Origin of the sequence: Leptolyngbya cf. ectocarpi LEGE 11479, from assembly GCF_015207065.1 — a bacterium.
Lineage (GTDB): Bacteria > Cyanobacteriota > Cyanobacteriia > Phormidesmidales > Phormidesmidaceae > Leptothoe > Leptothoe ectocarpi.
On record NZ_JADEXP010000570.1, the window covers coordinates 1 to 2290 of the forward strand.

Here is a 2290-nt window from a genome sequence, read left to right on the forward strand (position 1 = left end):
TTATTGCTGGCTCGATCCGTGTGCCTGGTGCTTGAGGCTGTGGGTTGAGCCAGATGCGATCGCCGATAACCCGGACTTCGAATGTAGGAATTTTTTCCGTAAAGGGCGGTGGTGATGCGCCCGCATCGGGCAAATATTGATACCCATGCCAGGGACAGGTAATACAGCCGTCTACAATTTTTCCCTCTCCCAAGGGACCATTCTGATGCTGACAAACATTAGAAACCGCTGAGAGCTTACCGTCATACTTAAAGACAGCCACCCGCTCTCCGGCCAGAGTGACGATCTTGGCCCGATTTTCTGGAATGTCAGCTACGTTGCCGATCTCAACAAAACCGGCTTCATCAGGGGTGCCGCTTATTGGCTTGTCTAGCTTTGCTTCCCTAAGGGCCGTTAATAAATGTAGACCGACAATCCACACCAGACTGATCCCCACACCGATGGTCAAGACAGGATGCTGGTTAGTTTGCAGCGGGCCCAAAATTACATGGGATACGACCAATCCATAGGCCAAGTAAACGCCCATGTGAAGCGCTTTCCAGATCGGAGCCGTCAGGTTCACCAACCAGAAATCATGGCTGGTTGCGGCCATCACAAAGAAAATGACCAGCGCCGCTGCCCCCAGACTTTCAAAGGGAAATCGAATCAAGTCACCATATTCGGTGTTGCTCACAAAGAGACTGACTAACGGCTTGAGATTACCAAAGTCGTGATACCAGGTGAGCACCCCCCCATCCACCTTAAACGGCACAAACGGCAGGTTCAGCCCAACAGCATGAATCAACGCCAAAAAGAACATCGTGACACCCATGTGGCGTCGATTAAACAAGAGGGGATAAAACCGCTTATCTAACCGGGTGAGCGGCCCGATGGACAGAATCACATTCAATAAAATAAACGCGGCTGAGCCATAGGCACGGATACGAATGCCTCTCAGGTCTAACCCGGTCCCTGTTTTACTAGCGACGGTGAGAAAAATATAAATGTACAGACCCACAGTGGCCAACAAAATAGCATCGTAAATTAGCTTTTGTCGGTTCCACTGAATTGATTTATAAGAGACACTCATAATGGCGAGGAGAACATATTACTGCTGTAAAAAGGCCGCAATGGGATTGAGTTCAGAGGAGTTTTGTTGCTGAGGCTGGACTGTGAGACCGCTTGCCGCATCTTGGCTAAGCAGTTTTTCGGTATCGGGGGTAACGGTAGCATAGGTGGGCCTAAAGAGGAGGCCTGCAATAAAAATGATGGGCAACAGGACGGCAAGGGCAATTGATGAGAACAAATGAAGCTTACGACGCGAAATAATCATCTAAATCTCCGTTCTAAATAGCAGTTGGGGATCCGCAACTAAATAAGGCACCCTTTATGCCCCCTTTTTCCTTTCCCCCTGAACCTTTTCCCTAATCTGACCGAGTACTTTATTTTTGTGCAATCCCCTTGGTGCGGCTAGCTGCCGGTTGAGAACTTAGCCGCCTGCCGATGGGCGGTGTGCTCCGTGGGATGTTGTTTGCCACGCACCAAACGCAGGGCAAACAGAGGCCAAAAAATGCTGACGCCAGGAATAATAAGGAGGCGAAAGAAAGGGGCTAACCCTTGCGCACCGGGATCGGTGCGCTGGACACCCAACAATGAAAAAAGAACGGCAAAAATTAGCCCAGCGATAAAGTAAACCTGTATCGCTTTAATGAGAAATTCAACCAGGGCAACTGCGAAAGGATCCATAGCCAGGAAATATCCCCACGGGATGACTATACGACAACAGGGGGTGTTAGGTCTGTGCTCAAACCTAGGTTGGATATTAGCCTGGCACGCTTAGAAAACGCTTAGAAGTTATGCAAAATTGACATAATTACACCTTTTGCTGAGTTCATACGTCACTTCTCTGGGGCGGACAACCGGTCTTGAAGCTAGCGGCCCGCGCCCACTGACTCTGATAAAAAGCCTGGCAGGGGTACATTGAGTCGCCATTGTTTGTCGCCATAGAACAAAACCTGGTAAATGTGCATGCTGCCATCCCTAAAGGAGGCTTCAAAGGATTGTAAATAGAGGTACCACATGCGCTGAAATCTCTCATCATAGTTAGATGATAGGGCGGCAATGGCCTCGCGGTTGGCGGTGAAATTCTTGCCCCAGCGTCTGAAGGTTTCAGCATAGTGAGGTTTAAAGTTTTCGCAGTGGGCCACAGTCAGCTTTGCTGCCCGCAGGTCTCGGCAAATTTCAGACAGCTGAGGAGCGTACCCCCCCGGAAAAATATATTTGTCAATCCAAGGACCATTGCGTTCTGAGC

Annotated in this window: 4 protein-coding genes; all 4 read right to left on the reverse strand. The window is 49.6% G+C overall.

The features are described 5' to 3' along the window. Positions 1-1069: Rieske 2Fe-2S domain-containing protein (locus IQ260_RS29995; protein ID WP_193996708.1), on the reverse strand; the 1069-nt coding region annotated here is incomplete at its 3' end. 18 nt (positions 1070-1087) lie between these two features. Beyond that, entirely contained in the window at positions 1088-1312 is a 225-nt protein-coding gene (locus IQ260_RS30000) for a hypothetical protein (protein ID WP_193996709.1), read from the reverse strand. Between the two features lie 137 nt (positions 1313-1449). Next, positions 1450-1725 carry a hypothetical protein gene (locus tag IQ260_RS30005; protein ID WP_193996710.1) on the reverse strand — a complete coding sequence of 92 codons (276 nt, stop codon included), beginning with the start codon at positions 1723-1725 and terminating at the stop codon, positions 1450-1452. Positions 1726-1910: 185 nt separating this feature from the next. Continuing rightward, positions 1911-2290 (reverse strand): class I SAM-dependent methyltransferase (locus tag IQ260_RS30010; protein ID WP_193996711.1); only part of this gene is annotated, 380 nt, incomplete at its 5' end.

What these genes read in the sequence shown, in the direction of transcription:
- IQ260_RS30000 (WP_193996709.1), bottom strand. Translation starts at nt 1,312, where the DNA reads ATGATTATTTCGCGTCGTAAGCTTCATTTGTTCTCATCAATTGCCCTT.
- IQ260_RS30005 (WP_193996710.1), bottom strand. Translation starts at nt 1,725, where the DNA reads ATGGATCCTTTCGCAGTTGCCCTGGTTGAATTTCTCATTAAAGCGATA.